Genomic DNA, 18618 nt, shown 5'->3' on the forward strand with positions numbered 1-18618 from the left:
ATCCGGGATTGCTGGTAAGGGGGAATTCGATGAGTTGGCAGGAACCTTACAAGAGGAGAAGGTTGTTTTTAGAGTGCTTTGCATCCCTTTTTATTCAGTTGCTTATCTAAATAAGGTACTTTTTAGTGAGATCATGCTTTTTTTGTGTTAGAATCTGCTGTTTTTTATCATTTTCCTTCAGTTTAGGCACTAGTAAGTCAAGGCTCTTTTTAGAACTGTTTTTTAATTTTTGTATTATAGTTTATCCTTTATAATTTTTTTGTGATCCTTTGGCGGCCCGCGACTGTCAAAAGTAAAAAGTGTGATCAAGGTTTGCTTTTTACAACTTGGACAACAGCGATGTAAGGACTTCTCTTGAGTGGCAAAGGTTAATATGTGTGCCAAGTTTTTATCTCTTAATTGCAATTGTAGTAGCGGCAACTTCTCTTTTTTCCAACTGCTGCTCAAAAACCCATAATGCCTTATTCGAGTAAAGCCTTTGGAAAGAATATGGAGTTGAAAACGCCTTATAAACTCTTTAGTGGAGAGTGTTAGTGTGGTTTTTTGCCCACCTTTTCTATAGTCTTTTAAACTAAATGTAATCCTCCTTTTTTCTTTATCAATCGACAAGATACGGTGATTACTTATCGCTATTTTATGGGTGTACCTACCTAAATATTCAATCACATGTTCTGGTTTTCCAAAAGGAGATTTGGCATACACCACCCACTCTTTTTTGAACAACTTATCATATAAAGATTGGGGTAATTGGGGAAGTGCTTTTCGTAATTTGGACACAAAACGACCTCTAAATTTATCACTCATCGCCTCTACTGAAAATAGAAAATCATCTTTTGCTGTTCCTTTTTCCAGAATCCTGCCTCACAAACACCTCCCCCTGGAACAATACAGTGCAAATGCGGGTGCAATTGCAAATTCTGACCCCAAGTATGTAGCACGGCAATCATCCCTAGTTTTGCACCTAGATGTTTGGGGTTGTGTCCAAAGGCAGATAGGGTTTCCCAAGCGCTATCAAATAAGATCTTATAAAGCACTTTGGGATAAGGTATTGCCACAGAATTGAGATGGTCTGGGAGTGTAAAAACAACATGAAAATAAGGCACAGGAAGGAGTTCTTGCGTTCTTGCAGCAACCCACTCATGCTGCTTATGCCCTTGGCAAGTAGGACAATGCCTATTGCGACAGGAATTGAATTGCAAATGGAGCTTCTTGCAATTCATACACCAATCTAAATGTCCACCAAGAGCTTTAGTGCGGCATTTTCTTATCGCATGCAAAGCTCTTTCATTCCAACTGGTATGGGCTATTTCTTGTAGATGATCTACCTCTAGATTCAATACATCTGCTACTCTATGTTTGGGTTGCATTAGTTTGTAAACAAGGTATCCAGGGGACTGAATTTAACTGAACTTCCAGAATTGGACACTTGCAAATACACAATGGTAGTTTCTATATGAGCGTGCCCCAAAAGCTCTTTTAAACACATAATATTGAGCCCATCTTCAAGCAAATGGGTGGCGTAGGAATGTCTAAGAGTGTGGGCTGTGAACTTCTTTTGTGTGTTTACCTTAGGACGACATTCTTTAATAACCCATTGGAGAGCTCTTGTAGTGATCGGTCCTGGCAGACAATCTGTGGTTTTCTGACTGTTGAAAACATGTTTTACAGGATTTTCTGTTTTAAAATATTTTTGTAAGCCTCTAATTAAATGAGCACTCAAAGGAACGTAGCGGTCTATTTTTCCTTTCTGTTTTTTTACAAATACCGTTTTACGCTCAAAGTCAATATCAGCCTGCAACAAATTACAAAGCTCGTAGCTACGCAATCCGCAGCCGTAAAGCATAGCTAACATCAATTGATGTTTTAGGTATTTAGGAGCCTTTAATAACTCGCGAACTTCCTTTTTGTTGAGCACAATGGGAAGATCATTCTGCCTTTTTATTTGCGGAAGCTGGATGCGCTTTTTATCCATTCCCATCACCTTGTAAGCAGATCGAAGACCATAGATGGTGTGTTTAAAAAAGCTTTCGGAAGGCGTGTTGTGTAGGTTCTGGCAGTGGAATAAGTAGTCGTTGATCTCTTCTTCACTAAGGTGGACAGGACTGCATTTATAGTAAATAGCCAAGTGAGCAAGGCAGCGCAAGTAATTGTTTAAGGTGCTTTTTGCTTTACCATTGATGGCAAAGCTTTTTTCTAAAGTAAGGGCAAGTTCTTTAAAGTCGGGAACTTGGTCTAAGGCCGTTTCTAAAATCGTTTTGACTTTTTTTTAAATACATCATTATAGGTTTTTTGTGAATCCATCAAGATAATGTATTTTTAGCTTGACTCTAGAAGCTTCCGAGGTACGAGGATTAGTTCAACACGGTGTATAATTAATTGCTTTGACCAGTGCTTATTTGGAAAATTCCTTCGGAATTTTCTCTAGTCCGTATTTGTTTATTAATTTAGTTGCTTAACCACGCAACTAACCATACACATCACGTTGTAAGTAATTGGGGAAAATCCTCAAACTGAATAAATTTATAGTGGAATAATCTTAAATTTCTCTATTTTTAATTTCGAAAAAAATGAAAACTATGGAACACTCTTTCGCTAATTGGAATTTTATCAAAACGCAAAATTTACAAAGTTTGCGGAATTGAGCAACTTTCGGAATTAAGCAAGTTTGAGGAATTAAGCAAATTTTCAGGATTGAGCTACGTCCGAAATTGAGCAAGTTTGCGGAATTTTTACTTATTTAAAAAATATCTAAATTTCGGGATTGAGCAAAAGAAGGAATTTAAAAGATTGCGGAATTTTCACTTTTTTGGAAAACAGAAACCAAACAAAAATTGCGGAATTAAACATAAGACGGAATTAAAAAAGTTAGAAAAATTAATGAAAATGTGATAATAAATAAACAACTACTTACAACACCGTGCATAATTTATTGCTGTATTGTTTTTCTTGCGAAAATCCTCGGAATCGTCAAAGTCTGTGTATTTTAATTAATTTTTTGCTAAATTTACGCAACAAATCATGCACAAACCCGTTGGCGTTAATTAAAAAAAAGCGAACCATTTAATACAATGATTTCAAAACTGAAAATTTCAGAAATTAGAGACAGATTGGAAACCATTACAGAGTATGGCAATCAAAGATTAAAGGAATCCTATTTCTAAATTGACTTTTTTCAGAAAGAACAGAATTGAAGTTTTGTAAACTTTTAGAAAAACCCGAATAAAATGAAAAGACACATAGTGACTTTCTTAATTATAGCCCTGATAAAAAGTGGACTGCTTTTTTTGATAATCCTTCTTGGCGAGTGGATTCCTTCGGCTTTTGGCATATTGAGATTTATTGTGTTTTTCATATTTATTTGGCTCATTGATTTAATAGTACTGAAAAAGAAACTAATAGAATTCATAAATCCCAATTGGATTAAATATACGTTGTATCTATTTGGAACCTATTCGATGGTTATTTTTATTACTGGGCCAATGTTTCTGTTATACAATTTGATTTTAAATATTCAACCTGATTCGGAAACCAAAACACCAACTGTTGCTATAATTGGTTTTCTTATTATTGGATTAATAATTTCTACAATTAACTCAGTATTGATTTTGAATAGGGAGAAGAATAACTAACGCCAACAAAAAATATAGTGCATTTGGCAGATAGTGCTAAAGATGAAGATGGTAGCAATAAATAAACATAATAGTAAATTGAAAAACTGGAGCATTGAAATGCCAAACGCACCATACACAATTCCGTTGTATGCAATGCAAAAAAATCAACGTTGTGAATTTGAACAGAGGTATTTTAATTAAAACGGAGTAAGCCGAAAACCGATTAAAGTAGGCATCAAAATAATATTATGATTAAAATATTTTCATTTAGACCAATCGTATTAATTGGATTATTATTAATTGTTGGCTGTTCAAATGTTGAAAAATCAAAATCTTCAATATCCGATAACAAAGATTCAGAATCCGTAAAGAACGAACTCGATACTGCATTTAAAAAAATGTGGAAGAATGTAACTCTAAAAAATGCAACTGAATATTTCAAAACTGATGTTTCCGACAATTTCTTTACTATAAATGCAGATGGAATTGTTCAAAATAAGTCGGAATTACTCGCTGATACAAAACGACTTGAAATGCTTGAAATTTTGAGTTTTGAATTTTTCGACCAACAAATTAAAGTTTATGACAATGTTGGAATTATCAATGGAAGAATAAAAGCCTTTTCAGAGGGAACATATGTTGGCGAGATTTTTTATACAGCAATATTTGTAAAACAAAAAGACATTTGGAAATATGAAAACTGGCAAGGAACTTGGACAAAAGACTCACCACCACCACCATCTTTTATTTCGGAAAATGAATTAGAATAAATTAACGGAATGAAAAGCACTGCATACAACAAAGTACTGTGGCTAAAAACAAGTAAAAACTCATTTATTTCTCACTAAAGTACTTTTATATTCTTTATCATATATCAACCCTGATTTAGCAATAGCAAAGGCCTGTTTTAACAGCTTATTGCACACCGCAATAAGTGCTAATTTCTTACTCTTTCCTTTGGCCACTATTCGCTCGTAAAGATCTCTGCAAGCCTTGTTATATTTACAAGCATTAAAACTGCACATAAATAATAAATTACGAAGTTTTTGATTGCCAATTTTACTTATTCGAGGGCGTCCTTTTACACTACTACCACTTTGCCTAATCACCGGTGTTAGACCAGCATAACTGCATAGTTCTGCTGCACTTGTAAACCGATCAAAACCACCTGTTAAAACCACTAACATAATTGATGTTTTAGGCCCAATGCCTGGAATAGTTTTTAAACGAGTTAATAGGTCTTGATGTGATTGTTTTACCAAAACCAACAACTTATCTTCTAAGGTTTTCATCTCTTTTGTAAGCTGTTTTAAACTCCGTTTTAAGGACCTTACAACTGCTTTACTTGGCTCTCCCAAAACAGCTTCTCCATGTAATTTGTTTTTTAACATGGTGCTCTGCTTTGTATATACAGAGAGAGCTCTGGTGATTTGAAGGCATTCCATCTCATCTTTAGTGTTACCCTTCCACAGTTTTAAATCTACCTTCTGAGCATACTCACAAATAAGTTTTGAATCACTCTTATCTGTCTTGATTTTTGACAACTTCATCTGGATAAAACGTTTTACAGCTAATGGGTTTTCTACAGATACTTTTATACCAGATTCAAGTAAAAAATAAGCCAGTTGGTAGTGGTAATAACCGGTGGCTTCCATCACACAGTGACTCTGTTGATTTAAGAGTTTTACAAACTTTTTAAAGCCAGAAGAATTGTTTTTAAACTGATGATAATTACCATTGGAATCCGTGATGTCGAAAACTAAATGGCTAATGTCAATTCCAAAATATTTAATATCTTTAATCATAACAAAATGTTTTTTTTGAAAGTACATACTACGCGAGTTTCAACGACTTAAAATCGAGGTCTAAAGCCTCATACAACTGTTCGAAATCTGTGTAGAAAAGAGAGGGGATTTTCAATGTTGACGAAATCATAGTCTCTGCGTATATAATAACCTTATTCCTCTCTTTGGTGCTTTCTGATTTATATCTAAATTTAATGAATTGTAAACTTAAGCCGTATATAATTTATTGCTTGCTTCTGGCTTACTTACGAAAGTCCTCGCGGACTTTCTTGGTCGGTAATTATTTACTAAATTAGTTCCTTAAAACACGCAACAAACCATAGTGTGCCAAGAATCAACCATGGCAATAAATAAAATGGTTGAATGCTGTGTATAGTGTCTGGTCGGAAATACAGCAAAATTAAAAATGTTTCTTTTTGCGATTTTCATCTTAAATTTTAATCGCCTGATGCTAATGCATCACCTCATAAAATAAAAAACAAATCTCATCAAAAATAATTCATTTTATAAAATCTGTCTATTTCCAACCAGTCACTAGTTAAGATGATGGTAAGTCCATCAGAGTCGTTGTATAGGCGATGGCTCTAAACCCCCTAAAGGTGTTGTTGTAAAGAGCTCCGAAGCCTCGGGGGTGCTGAGCGTTTAGGAGAATCCAATCCACGAGGTTGGCAAGGTGTGAGTAATGGAGTTGAACCCTTCGTCAAGCTCAGGATAAACTTCAGTAAACCACTGACGAGGTGTCCCCGAAAAAACGGGGCAGGCTGAGAAGTAGGAACCTCCAGTCAAAAGCTACAGGGCGGAGCGTTAAGAAAATGTCCTGAGGACATTTTTAGTGAACGAGCGATCAGGCGCGAGGGGCGATACGGAGTGAAAGGTAATGTTAGCAACAACATTAATTACAGAGATAACCTATTTATTTTCTGTAAGGCTGGCGTCATTCAGGTGGCAAGAACTTTACTTGGGCTTAATTATGGAACTTGGGAATCTGCTTATCGATGATATACTTGTGTAAGGCTACCGCATTAGGATTCGCTACAAGACAAAGGGAAATATTCAATCGAAACAATCGAGAGATAGTCCCGATAGCAATCGGAAGAAGTTATAAGCAGAGGCGGACTCATTCGTAGTAGTGTTGATCCCGAAACTTCGGGAGTGTAATGAAACTGGAGCAAAGGGATGGGCTAATTTTAATTTACAATTTGCCAACTTGAAAAAGGATGAGCTTATATTTGTATACTAAATTAGAAGAGCCCCCGACAAAAACGGGGTAGGCTGTGTGAGGGGAGACTTTCAAAGCCTGTCCCGTGTTTTCGGGACACGATTCTGTGAGAGGCTTGGGGTGAAATTCCCCTTGTCTACTCGACTACAACAACGTTGGTGGGCATATGAAACGACACGTATATGACAGGGAAAAAAATATGATAATATCACAAGAAGATAAAGATGAGAGTGTAAAAATTATTCAATTAATTAAGAAGGTTGATAATATTGACGAAGTTTATGTTAACTCAGAAAGTGAAATAATATCTCAAAAACAACCTTTTTTAATTTCATTACTGTTGGGTTATAGATTTGACTTAAAAGAAAATGAATTAGAAGAAATAATGAAAATTATTTTTATCATTTGGGAGTATTTTAAGAGCTTTGAACAAATTCTTAAAATTAAGGTCTCTGAAAAACAGTTTGAGAAAATTCAACAACGAAATATTAATATGCTTAAATATTTTGAGGGAGAAAATGGACAAAATTCACAATACAACCTTGTTGAATCTGATTTAAGACATTTACATTCAAAAGCACTTTTGACTGGAATATTTTTTCAATTCAATCACAAAAAATCACTTGTTGAGATGAATAATGAAGAGAAAGGGATTATACTAATTGGCATGAAAAGTTTAATAGAATGTTTTGATGAAATTAATGCAAAAAATTAGAATAATATTATGGATTGAGAAAAGTAAAATTAGAACTAAATAAGCTTGAAAAAGAGACTTTGATAAAGCATATTTTAGAACTCTATAAGAAATTTAAACCCGTTAAAGAATATTTTGACTTTTATATCAATCCAAATGAAAGTAAAATATTGGAAGAATATAGAGAAAAAGTTCGAGAAGGATTTTATCCAAAACGTGGAGATAGATTAAGGTTATCAATTTAAAGAAAAGCAATTAATGATTTTAAAAAACTGGGAACTTCAAAGGAAAGTATTGCTGATTTGTTATTGTATTATGTTGAGTGTGGTGTGGAATTAACCAATGAATTCGGAGATATTGATGAAAATTTCTATACAAGCATTGAAAATGCCTATGGAACATCACTCGAATTAATGAGCAATGAAGGGATTTTAAGTAAATATAAAGACAGAACACGTGAAATAGTAAATAAAACTGAGAATATAGGATGGGGATTTCACGACTATTTGTGGGATGTGTATTATGAATGAAATACGCCCTACAACACTATTTATGTTTAATGCCGATTTATTGTAAAATTCAATAGTATAACCATTAATAAATCATTGCTAAACGAAAAGTTAGGGCCTTCGAAATCTGCCACCAATCGATTACCAAACCTTAGCAGACATCTGGTCAAACCAACAATGATAATACAATGTTTATAGAATCAGATGATTCTTTTTTATTCGGACGAGTTTTGGAAACAACTCGAATACCATTATATAAGGTGTAAAAAAGAGTTGCAAGGGATTTTAAATCTTGTGTTGTACTTAATTGACCACTTTCTTGACCTTTTTTAAGATAATTATAAAATACGTTCTCAAAATCTCGTTTGTTCTTTTGTAAAATTAGTAAAAGACTTTTATCATTTGGAATAAGTTCTGTTGTCGTATTTACAGCAAAGCAACCCTTGTTATCTTTATCAAGTATGTCTTCTTGAATAGCAGTATGAAAAAGTTCTGAAAATCCAATCTTTACATTCGGTCGAGTTTCAAAAAAATGCATGACTCCTTCAAGATTTATCTTACGGTAAAGCTCAAACGATTTTTTAAAAAGTTGTTCTTTACCTCCAAAAGTATCATATAAACTTGCTCTATTAATACCCAAATGGCTCACCAAATCTTGGACAGAAGTAGCTGAATAGCCTTGTTTCCAAAACAAATTCATTGCTTTGGTCAAGACTTCATTTTCATCAAATAATTTTACTCTTGGCATACGAAAAAAAATGTGGAAGCATTAAATACTTCCACAAATGTAATTTATTGGAACATTCATTCCAAATATTGCTAAAAAAATTAACTCAAAAGTGGATTAATAATTATTCCACCATCTATATTGTACTCACTTCCAGTAATGAATGAAGCATCATCAGATGCTAAAAACGAAACAAGTTTAGCAATATCTTCAGGTTGACCAAAACGTTTTAAAGGAATACGATTTTGCATAGCTTCTGCAAATCCATTTAATTGTTCTTCTTCCATTCCTGTTTTACCATAAATTGGTGTTGAAACTGGACCTGGATTTACAGAGTTTATTCTTATTTTCCTTGGTGCCAATTCAGTCGCAGCAGTCCTTGTATAAGCGTTCAATGCAGCTTTTGATGCCGCATAAACCGCAGTATTTGGCATTCCAGTATAAGCATTTACAGAAGACAAATTGATGACTGATGCACCATCATTTAAAATTGGCAGAAACTTTTCAGTTGTAAAAAATGCACCTTTAAAGTTTATACTCATTTGGTGGTCGAACATTTCTTCGCTAATTTGACCAACAGGAGCAGGTTGAAAAATACCAGCATTTACGAATAGAACATCAACTTTTCCAAAATCTGATTTTACTTGTGCCACCAAATCATCTATTGCCGAAAGACTTTTAACATCAGCAACAATTCCTTTTACACCAAGCTCTTGTGATGCTTTTGCAACCTTTTCCGAATCTCTTCCTGTAATTACAACAGTTGCACCTTGACTTTTAAATTCTTTAGCAGAGGCATAACCAATACCACTATTACCACCTGTAACAACAGCAATTTTTCCATTTAATTTACTCATTTTATCTATTTTTTTATGTGTTAATAATACTGGAACGTTTATTCCATTATGCAAACATACGAATACTAGAATGTTTATTCCAAATAAAATATTGAATTTTACAAAAAAATATAGCCGTTAACAGAAAACTGAAGGGAAAAACAACTCTTTTTATCATTGATTTAGGGCACTCGTATTTTAGGTTCATAGATCCACCGTAGTCATTCAAAAAACTTTTTTATTGATAATTTATAGTGATTTTATTCGCAACAAAGAACCGCATGTTTACGCATAATGTCAGCCCACTTTTGATACAGCATAAATTTAATTGAGTAACTTATTGGAGACTGCTTTAAATGAAAGCGTCTGAAAACGCCACCCTATTTACGATTCACTCCTGCACCCTTTTGAAAGCAATCTCATACTCATAAGTATTGTCCAAAAAAAGACCAGCAGGCACCTTCGCTTACTAAGACATTTAAATAGCATTATAAAGTAATTTTCCTTTTAGACAATTGTCCTATTTCAACCTTTATAAGAGTTTTAATTTTGCTCATGTTAATTTAAGAAACAAAAACAAGATGAGTACGACTATTTTAATTATTGGCGGAACTGGTTTGATAGGAAAAACCATTCATAATATGCTTTCCAAAAGAGACCCACAGTTAAAAATCCTAATTGGGACACGTAAAAAAGATGCAATCCATAATCATATCCAGTTAGATATAAATAACTTAGAATCGTTTGAATCTTTGAAAAAGCATTCTATAAATGTTATTATCGTTTGCACAAAAGACGCAAATAATCATGTTTTGAATTACGCCATAAAACATAAAATTGATTATGTCGATATTACAAAGCCTTCCAATGAATTATTAAAGGCTCATGACAGCATCAAAAACAATGTCATAAAAAGTAAAATTGTGTTTAGTTCGGGCTGGATGGGTGGAATTGCGCCTTCATTACTTTATGCTACTGGTATTTTGGCAAAAGACATACAAAGTGTCAAAATGATGGTATACTACTCTACTAAAGATAAAGCAGGTAGTAGTTCAGCCGATTTTATGGCTCATAATGTGAGCAAACCATTTTTCTTTTATCAAAACAATGTAGCCAAACAAACAAAACATTTTTTAGATGGAGAGGATACCATATTTCATTTTGATAACCAAAAAAGAAAAGTAGCTGACTTTGACATCCCAGATTTATATATTTTTAATCAAATAGAACAAATTCCAAATGTAAGAGCTAAAATGACATTCGATTCTAAAGTAGTCTCAGCCATATTAGCCTTTATGCAAAAAATAGGATTTTTTAAGATGTTAGGCTTTAGAGAAAAAAAATGGATTTTTGGTGGTAGTGGGAATGGTGATATTTCATCCTTTGAAATTATATATGCTGACAATACATCAAAAGAAAATAGAATCGTTTTGAAATGTGACGAAGGGCAATCAGAACTTACTGCTTTTTCAACAGTGCTTCATGTTGAAAAAATGCTTGGAAATTCAAACCCAAAAGGTATTTATTTTAGTCATCAATTGCATGATTCCAAGAAGTTTATGGATTCATTAATCTCAAATAAATCAATATCAATACATTAATTTAAAGAGAAAAATAGTTTAAATATTCATGTGCATTTAAATAATTACAATCTAAACTTTGCATGCACATATGTTTAGATAAAAGAGCGTTTTTGAAGAAAACTAAAGTGACTACTGAGAACAATATGAAAAAACCATAAGGAGGTCTGAGCTTAGTTCAAAGACTTGGACTTCCTTATGATTTTGCCAAATTATCAATTCGGCTTTTAAAAAATTTAAAGTTAACTATGTACTTTTTGCTTAGTCATAAATAGAAAAAGAAGGCTTCCCTCCTACTCTAAATTTCTTAAATTAACCCCCCTTTTAAATACTATAAAATGAATCACCCCTTTTACCTAAAACCTAGTAAAGAACAGCGCCAAATTCAAATAAAAATTGGAGTTATCGCTTTATTTTTTAATGTAATTGTTTCAGTATTATCAATAGTTAGTGGTTTGTATTTTTTTATATGTGTATCAATAGCCATTACCCTTTCTATAATCGCCCCTTTTTTTGATATTCCAGCTCTTAAAAAGCAGGGAAAGTTGATATATTATTCTACTCTTTTTATTACTGAAAAAGAGTAGAAAGGAATCATCAAAATTCACGGCGGTTCCTTATTTGATTATGTTTTTGTGATAGACAAAACATTGAGTGGTAAGCAAAAAACCAATTTTATACTGCAGAAGTATTTAGAAGGAATTTTGAATTTAATAGATAGTTGTGAAAAAGACAATAATACTGCTGTCAGAATTAAGGGAACTACGTATATTCTAAATGAAAGAACGGCTCATAAAATTGGGTTGAACATCATTAAAACTGACTTTATTCAAAAAGTGATCTTGACATTTAATTATGTGAATATTCTGATATCCAATTCAATTACAAAACGAAAATTATCATTTCCAAAATTGACTACTATTAAAACGTTTGAAAGTACTGTAGAGGAATTAATTAAACGGAGAGAATTCATTGAAGGATTAAATGATAAATTAAAAAATAAAGTCACTTTAAGCCAAAGTCACTAAATAGCCTTAAGCATTGACTTTAGCAGATTCGATATAATTATAAAATTCAAAAAAGAATGGCGCTAAGCCTAATCTATTAACGAAAATTTGAAATTGATAGTCTCTTCTTATTAAGCTTGAATTCAATTTCTAAAATCTATAGCCTCTTCTTAAAATCTAAAAAACGCCATTTTCCTGTGTTGGAAAATGATAGAATTATAGATATTATGAGTCAGAAAGACCTCTTAAAAGCCGCTTTATAATACTGAAGAGTTTTTGCTGGAAGCGTAAATGAAATAATTTCAAATATCAGACTTCTAATTTAGTGCTTAGCATTTAAACTCTGGACTTTCGTCTATTGATTATCATCTAAACTATAGATGTTTAACTCTAAAAATAGATCTGCTGTGCCGTACGGTAAGTGTTGGCATGCGCATCTATAATGGTTTTTATATCTTTAGAATAGCCTCCGCCCATACTCACCTCAACAGGAATTTCTCGTTGTAAACACTGCTCAAAAACAAATTCATCTCTTTTTTTACAGCCAGCCACACTGCAACCTAGTTTTCCCAATTTGTCAGTACTCAAAATATCTACTCCAGAAAGGAAGAATATAAAGTCTGGTTTCACCTGATCTATAAGTTTCGGCAAAGTCACTTTTAAAGTCTCTAAATACTGGTCATCATCGCAATTGTCTTCCATGGGAATATCCAAGTCTGAAATCTCCTTTTTGAACGGGTAATTACTTTTTCCGTGCATAGAAAAGGTAAACACTCTATCGTCTTTTTGAAAAATTTCTGCTGTTCCATTCCCTTGGTGGACGTCTAAATCAACAACAAGAATTTGCTTTGCCAACTTATTTTGCAAGAGATAGTGAGCGGCAATAGCTTGATCGTTTAACATACAAAAAGCTTCCCCATGATCTGAATAAGCATGGTGAGTCCCTCCAGCAATATTCATAGAAACACCATATTCTAAAGCATAATTACAGGCTTCAATAGTGCCATTGGTAATTATTCTTTCTCTTTTAACCAATTCTGCAGACAATGGAAACCCAATTTTACGAGCGACTCTTGGTTCTATACTAATGTTATACAGTTGCTCTAAATAGTCTGAGGTATGGACAGACTGTATATAAGTTTCATTGTCGAGATTTATTTGTGGCTCAAAGAAATTTTCTGGTTCACACGTACCCTCGTGAAGCAATTGCTTGGGAAGCAAATCATACTTATCCATTGGAAAGCGGTGCCCTTCGGGTAGTGGATGTTTATAAATGGGATGTAAAGCTATTTTGAGCATACTTTAAATAAAGAAAAACCAAAAGTATTTATTTTGAAGCTGTTCTTACTTGAAAAAGAGTTTAAATTTTTGATAAAATTGTTTACTGAATTCTTCACTCGCAACCTTGCCCAGTAGTTTTTGATTCATCCAATTGAGTATCTATTTTCTTAAATTCAGCTATTACTTTATTTTGGCGTCCTGTTTTCTGAATCTTTAATGTTCCAAATTAGTCGATTTTAGGAATTTGATGATCTCACAAAATCAATTATACCATTGAGTTAAGCGACAAATGCCCAATTATTTTTATACGGCTTAAGTTTAGAGTTCAAAATTTAGGTGTATATCAGAATGCCCCAAAATGAGGAATAAGGTTTTTTTATACGCAGAGACCAATTTAAAAGGAGATAAAAACCTTGGATAATAGGTTGCTGATTTTTATAAACAATCACATTAAGACGTTTTAATGTGATTAAAAATGAGGTCAAGGATTGATAATAAAGCATCAATTGTGTTAATGGCTATTTTTCTTGCAGTAGCAGAAGCAGCAGTCTCTTTTCTATAGGATATTCTGTTGAAAACGTTAAAAAGGTGAGTGTCTTTTAAATTTCCAATCGAATTAGCAGTCTGTCTTAAAGTAATTTTAAGCCTATTGCCAAGACTCATCAAGAAAAAGAATTGAAAATGCCACTTAAAACTATTCAGTCCTCTTAAAAATCGCTTTACACTTATTGAAAATTCAAAAATCAAAAAAACAGGGAATTTAAAGTAAAAGACTCAAAGCTGCTTGGAACGAAAAATATTTACTAAAAGTTCTTAACGTCAAAGTATAAGTTTGCCCTAGTGTACCTTAACTCCGCAAAACTTTATAGTTTTTTTTTAGAAGAAAACACTGTGTATAAAAGATTACACACAGTGTTTCAATGTAAATCTTTTCACTTATTTTAGTGATGTCAAAGTCATAAAACAGTTTAAGATATTTACAATGATAAAAGTACAAAATTATAAGAAATCTGTAAGTCCTTTTTCGGGAATTTCATTTGTTAACGAATCCTTCAACAGTATAGGTTTGTCAAGTTTAATAGATTCAGAACTCGGTAAAAGGGTTAAATACACTGGCTATTCATACAGCGAAATAATCAGAAGCCTAACCAATGTATTTTTAAGTGGAGGCGATGTTATTGAAGATGTTATACCAATTTAGTTATTAAATGCCGTATTAAAAGCCTTTAGAAAATGATGGTTTCCTGTTATAGATTTAATGGTTTCAGGTTTCATTTCGCAGACCATTTCGCTTAGCCATTGTTTTAAACTTTTCATCGATTCGAATCTTTGATTCTTAAATCGATTTTTAATGTATTGCCATACTTGTTCGCATGGGTTTAGTTCAGGATTGTATGGGGGTATTCTTAACAAGACTATATTTTGTGGCACCTCTATATTTTTTGTAGAATGAAACCCTGCATTATCAATCACTACAATTTTATATTCCTTTGGATTATGTGTTGAAAATTCCCGCAGATAGGCTTGAAATATGTTAGTACTTACACCATTTATTTCCCAAACAAAAGAGTCTCCGTTTATTGGAGAGTAACTACCATATAGATAGGTCGTTTTATAAATATGTTGATAGGTCACTATTGGCTTTACACCGCTAGCGGTTATGTATTTTCCAAGATGATTCATCATTCCAAATCGAGCTTCATCTTGAAAGTATAAATTAACAGAGTCGTAACTATCTTTATTAAGACTAATTCTAATGTTATCTAGCGTATTAGGGAGTTTTTAAAAAAGCTTTTTCAGCCTCTACATCTTTTTTGTAGTGAGATTTCCTAGGAGTCTTGGGTTTTGTTTTAAAATGTTGAATCAAATACTCACGGATCCGTTGGTACTTAACAACTACGCCATACTCTTGTTCTACCCAATTTTGAGCATCCCAGTATCCCAAAAAAGGATTATTTGGGTCATGTACTCTTTGGGATAAACCCTTATGTATTTGTGGTGTAATAATTTTAGACGTTTTATTTTTAGGCTTATCAGTTAACATCATCTCAACCCCACCAGCATTGTAGTTCACAATCCACCTTTCTAGGGTTCTGATATGAATCCCTAAAAAATCAGCTAATTCTTGTCGGGTTTCAAATTTGCCAGACTTAATGGCTAGCAAACTCTTTAAACGTTTTTCTGCTTTTAAGGTTTTCTGTTTTAACAAGAGTTTGTTTAGCTCCGAATCTGATTCCTTGATCTCTAAAATTGCTTTTCTTCCCATTCATAAATATACGAAAAATATACGGCAATACAAAACATATTTGGTATTAATTCTCATTTAGGCATACATTTAAAGGGAATTCCCAATAACAATGTTCCTAGTCCAGATACAATTCAAAGAGGTCTCAAAGAATTAACGACAGAGAATGCGATTTATCAATCAAAATCTGGCATAAACTATGATTTTAACATCAACAAAAAGCTAAATTTACTCAATATTAAGTCTTTACTTTTAACCAAACAATTGGAATCAAATAAGAGCTACGATTTTGATTATGACAATCAAATAACAGCTAATAAAAAATATGATGCAAAACGCACATACAAGAAGAATAAAGGTTACTTCCCAGGTGTAGCAACGATTGGCGACAATATTGTTTATATTGAAAACCGAGACGGAAATGCCAATGTAAAATTTAAACAAGCACAAACACTTGAGAATGCCTATGGTCTATTGAACTCGCAAGGCATTACTATAAATCGCTCAAGGATGGATGCAGGATCATATTCAAAAGAGATTATAGAGGTCGTTGCAAAAAACAGTAAACTATTTTACATAAGAGCCAATAAAAGTGATGCTGTTTTTGAACAAATACAAGAAATAAGTGACTGGATAGATATTGAGTTAAACTACAAAAACTATAAAGTAGCTTCGATACGGTTTAAGCAATTTAACGAAGATAAAAATTATCGTTTGGTAATTATGCGAGAAAAAACAACTAATAATCAGGTTGATGCTTTTACTGGGGACACTTTCAAATACCGTTCAATACTTACAAGTGATTGGGAAAATACAGAAAAACAAATTATTGAATATTACAATAATAGAGGAGCAAGCGAAAAGATTTTTGATGTAATGAATAATGATTTTGGCTGGAAACGAATGCCTTTTTCATTTCTAAATCAAAACAATACCTTTATGATTATTACAGCACTGATAAAAAATTTCTACACTTATTTTGTTGTTTTAGTCTCAAAGGTGTTTGAAAATATTGCGCCAACAACTCGTCTTAAAAGGTTTGTTTTTAGATTCATAAACGTGGCTGGTAAATGGGTGTATCAAGGCAGGAATTGGGTATTAAAACTCTACAGTGAAGCACCTTATGAACAGCTTTTGATTTAAAAAACAACATTTTTTTAAGAACATAGGATAACTATGCCTTGTAAGATTATTTAAAACAACACAAAAGCCTGTTTATCAATGTCTTATTAAATTAACAGCATTTCTAGAAACAAACAAGAAAAAACGTCATTTCAAAAGCAGTTGGAAAAGAGAAATCTTGTTTTTTTTATGCAAATTCCCTTCAAAATAAATTCAAAATATGATGTTTTATAGGAACTTTGTAGATTTGAAGTCAACTTGCGGATTTAAGGTTTAATAAAAATACAAAAAAAACTTTCGCTATGGAATTTAGAGGTAAGCGTTCATCTGTATCTTAATGAGTACTTAGCTATAAAAGAAAAATATGGCAGAAACAAAAGACGCAAGGTTGAGTACAGAATTTCAGTTTAGAAGATTTAGGAGGTACATCTCTAAAAAATGAACAAAAGGTTTAGATAATTATATAGGGAGAAAATCTTAACATAGATTCAGGCAGTTATTTTATAGAGCGGTTTCAGAAGAAATTATTTCAACGCTTAAAGTAACAAACTTATCTAATTAAAACTTAGTAGCATTTGGAAAACGGCGCATTGCTATTTTAAAATGATTAGTCTTTCAATAAATCCTTTAATTCAATAAATTCCATAGCAATAGCAGTCTGAGTCTCCGTCGCGACTATTCCATTAAAATCAGGATCAAAATCAAAGGATTTAAAATAATAGCGTTTCTCCTTATACGTCCCGTAATGCTCATATACTTCTAGTTGTTTTAACTCTTTCAAAGTACAGCCAACTGCCTTTAATAAGGCTTCTTTACGGATCCAAAACCAATAAAACCGCTCTAAGGAATTTTTAGCATTTAAAATAGACGCCCACTCCAGTGCCGTAAATAAATAGCTAAATAGTTTTAAATCTATAGTTTTCTTTTTCTCAATATCTATACCAACAGAAAAATTGGTACTAAAAGCTAAGACAACGTACCCATTGCTATGAGAAATAGAGAAATTATGATCTTTAAAACTCGGTTTTCCTTGTTCAGAATAGCCTATTTCTTCCAATAAAGAAGCTGGAAGTCCGTTTTCAGATAATGCTCTTTTTAACAACAGGCGCCCAGCACTATAACTCATTGAACTTTCTTCGTCTAAATACCTTTTTGCCCTTTCTTGAAGCCTCTTCGGGAGGTTTTTTAATAATAGTTCTTTTGTGAAAAAAGGCTTGTTTTTAGCTATCTCAACGATCCTTATTTTTAGCATTTATTCGGTATTAAGAAACATTTATGATAAAACATAAATCACTTTAATTTATAAATCAGTTCTTTACGGTACTAACGGTACATAAATATTACCACCAGAACAAATGTAGGCAAATTATATGATTACAAAAGACTACATAATAGAGATAACCACTCAATTATACTTAAAAAACGGTGTGAAAGCGGTGACTATTGCTGACATCACTAAAGAATTAAGCACGTCTAAACGTACGATTTACAATCATTTTATAGATAAAACTGATTTAATGCAAGCCTGTATAGAACGGTATTTGGCTGGTATTAGAAGCAATAACGACGAGATAATTAACAACTGTAGCTCTGCGATTGAAGCGATGGGAATAATTCAACAACAAATTTTAAAAAGAGCGGATTATAGCAATGCACACTTTTATAAAGATATACTAAGGTATTTTCCTAGTGTCTTAAAAGACTCGTACGAAAAGAATTCAGAATTCGCTTTTCGCGAATTGCTTTATTTAGCCAAATGGGGCGTAAAAGATGGTTTATTCAGAAAAGATTTAGACCCAGAAGTTACAATGGCTACAGTTCAAACATTGCTAAAATTATGTAACAATACAAAAGTATTTCCATCAGCACAATTTTCTAAAGCCAGGCTTACTGAAGGCATTATGGTCGTTTACCTAAGAGGATTGTGTACCGAAAAAGGGCTTTTAGAAGTTGAAAAACAGAAACATCTATACTTAACATAG

General features: G+C 32.8%; 16 protein-coding genes and 4 pseudogenes. 10 read left to right on the top strand and 10 right to left on the bottom strand.

The genetic code is table 11. From position 1 onward, the window contains the following. Positions 1–234: 234 nt before the first annotated feature. Positions 235–1367, bottom strand: a pseudogene (locus P700755_RS06600) (IS91 family transposase). After that, on the bottom strand, positions 1367–2143 hold the full coding sequence (locus P700755_RS06605; RefSeq protein WP_015022703.1) for a tyrosine-type recombinase/integrase: 777 nt from the start codon (positions 2141–2143) through the stop codon (positions 1367–1369). Before P700755_RS06605 ends, P700755_RS06600 begins: the two are co-directional and overlap by 1 nt. Positions 2144–3224: 1081 nt before the next feature. Here P700755_RS06605 and P700755_RS06610 point away from each other — a divergent pair. Both P700755_RS06610 and P700755_RS06615 read left to right on the top strand, forming a co-directional pair. Beyond that, the gene (locus P700755_RS06610; protein WP_015023949.1) at positions 3225–3629 is read left to right on the top strand and encodes a hypothetical protein; all 405 of its coding nucleotides are present in this window, start codon (positions 3225–3227) and stop codon (positions 3627–3629) included. Positions 3630–3859: 230 nt separating this feature from the next. Beyond that, positions 3860–4381 (top strand): DUF4440 domain-containing protein, encoded by a 522-nt coding sequence (locus P700755_RS06615; protein ID WP_015023951.1) that lies wholly within the window; start codon positions 3860–3862, stop codon positions 4379–4381. Positions 4382–4441: 60 nt separating this feature from the next. Here the strand turns inward: P700755_RS06615 and P700755_RS06620 are convergent, their stop codons facing one another. Next, entirely contained in the window at positions 4442–5416 is a 975-nt protein-coding gene (locus P700755_RS06620) for an IS110 family RNA-guided transposase (protein WP_041758658.1), read from the bottom strand. A gap of 1418 nt (positions 5417–6834) precedes the next feature. Here P700755_RS06620 and P700755_RS06625 point away from each other — a divergent pair. Together P700755_RS06625 and P700755_RS20615 are read left to right on the top strand one after the other, a co-directional pair. Next, positions 6835–7350, top strand: coding sequence for a hypothetical protein (locus tag P700755_RS06625; protein ID WP_041758660.1), 516 nt, complete (start codon positions 6835–6837; stop codon positions 7348–7350). A 14-nt stretch (positions 7351–7364) separates the two neighbouring features. Further along, positions 7365–7859: pseudogene (locus tag P700755_RS20615) on the top strand (DUF6155 family protein). A 145-nt stretch (positions 7860–8004) separates the two neighbouring features. Here P700755_RS20615 and P700755_RS06635 read toward each other — a convergent pair. Continuing rightward, positions 8005–8586 (bottom strand): TetR/AcrR family transcriptional regulator, encoded by a 582-nt coding sequence (locus P700755_RS06635; RefSeq protein ID WP_015023954.1) that lies wholly within the window; start codon positions 8584–8586, stop codon positions 8005–8007. Between the two features lie 80 nt (positions 8587–8666). Continuing rightward, positions 8667–9422 carry an SDR family oxidoreductase gene (locus P700755_RS06640; RefSeq protein ID WP_015023955.1) on the bottom strand — a complete coding sequence of 252 codons (756 nt, stop codon included), beginning with the start codon at positions 9420–9422 and terminating at the stop codon, positions 8667–8669. 560 nt (positions 9423–9982) lie between these two features. Here P700755_RS06640 and P700755_RS06645 point away from each other — a divergent pair. The 3 genes from P700755_RS06645 (at position 9983) to P700755_RS19690 (ending at position 12009) form a co-directional block, all read left to right on the top strand. Then, positions 9983–11002 (top strand): saccharopine dehydrogenase NADP-binding domain-containing protein, encoded by a 1020-nt coding sequence (locus P700755_RS06645; RefSeq protein ID WP_015023956.1) that lies wholly within the window; start codon positions 9983–9985, stop codon positions 11000–11002. A 317-nt stretch (positions 11003–11319) separates the two neighbouring features. Beyond that, on the top strand, positions 11320–11568 hold the full coding sequence (locus P700755_RS19685; RefSeq protein ID WP_086000785.1) for a hypothetical protein: 249 nt from the start codon (positions 11320–11322) through the stop codon (positions 11566–11568). A 48-nt stretch (positions 11569–11616) separates the two neighbouring features. Further along, positions 11617–12009 (top strand): hypothetical protein, encoded by a 393-nt coding sequence (locus tag P700755_RS19690; RefSeq protein WP_157609261.1) that lies wholly within the window; start codon positions 11617–11619, stop codon positions 12007–12009. 369 nt (positions 12010–12378) lie between these two features. Here P700755_RS19690 and P700755_RS06655 read toward each other — a convergent pair whose 3' ends face one another. Then, positions 12379–13287, bottom strand: coding sequence for a histone deacetylase family protein (locus P700755_RS06655; RefSeq protein WP_015023957.1), 909 nt, complete (start codon positions 13285–13287; stop codon positions 12379–12381). Positions 13288–13719: 432 nt separating this feature from the next. Continuing rightward, positions 13720–14016, bottom strand: coding sequence for a hypothetical protein (locus P700755_RS20620; RefSeq protein WP_041758193.1), 297 nt, complete (start codon positions 14014–14016; stop codon positions 13720–13722). A gap of 235 nt (positions 14017–14251) precedes the next feature. Here P700755_RS20620 and P700755_RS06665 point away from each other — a divergent pair. Beyond that, positions 14252–14458: pseudogene (locus P700755_RS06665) on the top strand (IS1380-like element ISPto6 family transposase); the annotation flags it as partial. Between the two features lie 8 nt (positions 14459–14466). Here the strand turns inward: P700755_RS06665 and P700755_RS06670 are convergent. Both P700755_RS06670 and P700755_RS06675 read right to left on the bottom strand, forming a co-directional pair. Continuing rightward, a complete protein-coding gene (locus P700755_RS06670) occupies positions 14467–15027 on the bottom strand; it encodes an IS630 family transposase (protein WP_083858480.1) in 561 nt (186 codons plus the stop codon). Between the two features lie 13 nt (positions 15028–15040). Continuing rightward, a complete protein-coding gene (locus tag P700755_RS06675; RefSeq protein ID WP_015023771.1) occupies positions 15041–15535 on the bottom strand; it encodes a helix-turn-helix domain-containing protein in 495 nt (164 codons plus the stop codon). Positions 15536–15580: 45 nt separating this feature from the next. On the opposite strand from P700755_RS06675, the pseudogene P700755_RS06680 reads away from it, so the two are divergent. After that, positions 15581–16657: pseudogene (locus tag P700755_RS06680) on the top strand (IS1380 family transposase); the annotation flags it as partial. A 586-nt stretch (positions 16658–17243) separates the two neighbouring features. Here the strand turns inward: P700755_RS06680 and P700755_RS06685 are convergent. Then, positions 17244–17888 (bottom strand): 4'-phosphopantetheinyl transferase family protein, encoded by a 645-nt coding sequence (locus P700755_RS06685; RefSeq protein WP_015023959.1) that lies wholly within the window; start codon positions 17886–17888, stop codon positions 17244–17246. Positions 17889–18006: 118 nt separating this feature from the next. Here P700755_RS06685 and P700755_RS06690 point away from each other — a divergent pair, with 118 nt between their 5' ends. Continuing rightward, positions 18007–18618, top strand: coding sequence for a TetR/AcrR family transcriptional regulator (locus tag P700755_RS06690; protein ID WP_015023960.1), 612 nt, complete (start codon positions 18007–18009; stop codon positions 18616–18618).

The organism is Psychroflexus torquis ATCC 700755 (assembly GCF_000153485.2).
GTDB classification, from domain to species: domain Bacteria; phylum Bacteroidota; class Bacteroidia; order Flavobacteriales; family Flavobacteriaceae; genus Psychroflexus; species Psychroflexus torquis.

Coding starts and splice junctions, on each gene's coding strand:
- P700755_RS06610 (WP_015023949.1), top strand. CDS start 3,225: ATGAAAAGACACATAGTGACTTTCTTAATTATAGCCCTGATAAAAAGT.
- P700755_RS06615 (WP_015023951.1), top strand. CDS start 3,860: ATGATTAAAATATTTTCATTTAGACCAATCGTATTAATTGGATTATTA.
- P700755_RS06620 (WP_041758658.1), bottom strand. CDS start 5,416: ATGATTAAAGATATTAAATATTTTGGAATTGACATTAGCCATTTAGTT.
- P700755_RS06625 (WP_041758660.1), top strand. CDS start 6,835: ATGATAATATCACAAGAAGATAAAGATGAGAGTGTAAAAATTATTCAA.
- P700755_RS06635 (WP_015023954.1), bottom strand. CDS start 8,586: ATGCCAAGAGTAAAATTATTTGATGAAAATGAAGTCTTGACCAAAGCA.
- P700755_RS06640 (WP_015023955.1), bottom strand. CDS start 9,422: ATGAGTAAATTAAATGGAAAAATTGCTGTTGTTACAGGTGGTAATAGT.
- P700755_RS06645 (WP_015023956.1), top strand. CDS start 9,983: ATGAGTACGACTATTTTAATTATTGGCGGAACTGGTTTGATAGGAAAA.
- P700755_RS19685 (WP_086000785.1), top strand. CDS start 11,320: ATGAATCACCCCTTTTACCTAAAACCTAGTAAAGAACAGCGCCAAATT.
- P700755_RS06655 (WP_015023957.1), bottom strand. CDS start 13,287: ATGCTCAAAATAGCTTTACATCCCATTTATAAACATCCACTACCCGAA.
- P700755_RS06675 (WP_015023771.1), bottom strand. CDS start 15,535: ATGGGAAGAAAAGCAATTTTAGAGATCAAGGAATCAGATTCGGAGCTA.
- P700755_RS06685 (WP_015023959.1), bottom strand. CDS start 17,888: ATGCTAAAAATAAGGATCGTTGAGATAGCTAAAAACAAGCCTTTTTTC.
- P700755_RS06690 (WP_015023960.1), top strand. CDS start 18,007: ATGATTACAAAAGACTACATAATAGAGATAACCACTCAATTATACTTA.